General features: G+C 28.3%; 1 protein-coding gene. It reads left to right on the top strand.

What is annotated here, in order from left to right; translation table 11 throughout:
* Positions 1–184 precede the first annotated feature (184 nt).
* On the top strand, positions 185–727 hold a 543-nt coding region (locus HUN22_RS17475), incomplete at its 3' end, for a hypothetical protein (RefSeq protein WP_174732030.1).

Raw genomic sequence — 727 nt, forward strand, 5'->3', positions numbered from 1 at the left:
GATTTTATATTTTGCAAGTATTTTTATAATATTATTATATTCGGTAAATGAGAGAATACACATTAGAGATGTGATTTTTATTTTTCTATCATTATTATTCTTTAGCTTCTTTAGTTTCTTTTCTAGATCATATCCTTACTACTATTCTATAGCAATTCTATTGTATGGTTTAGGTGCTTTAGTGATGGCTTATGGATTTTTAAAGCTAGAGCGAAAAGCTGGTTTCAGTGTTATATTTTATTATATTTATATGGTTTTTCTGTGGGTGAATTTTCTTAAATTGGGGTTTTTAGATCCTGATAATTATAATGAAATATTTGCCCATTCCAGTAGAAATGTTGTAAGTGCATTTTTACTAATAATAACTATACTTGTTGGTGCTTGTTACCATGCTGATGGAAAAAAACAACCGCTACTTGTCTATATTCTTACATTTATTTCTAGTCTGATTCTTTATGGTCGCTCAGGGATAGCTATCTCATTAATTTTATTTTGTTACGCATTTTATGATAATTATGGAAAACGAGTTTATTGGTTAGCTTTGTTTATTCCATTATTCGCTTTATTGTTCGTTAATTACTATGCTGGACTTGAATACTATTTTACAGAAGAATCAAGTTTTAAGAATGGATTAGAGAGTCCTCGACAAAATATGAGGGATGAATATTTAAATGGGATATTTTATTCACCTCAAGATTTGTTTTTTGGCCGTAGATATTTTGATTGT

The organism is Acinetobacter lactucae (assembly GCF_013344765.1).
Taxonomy (GTDB): domain Bacteria; phylum Pseudomonadota; class Gammaproteobacteria; order Pseudomonadales; family Moraxellaceae; genus Acinetobacter; species Acinetobacter lactucae_A.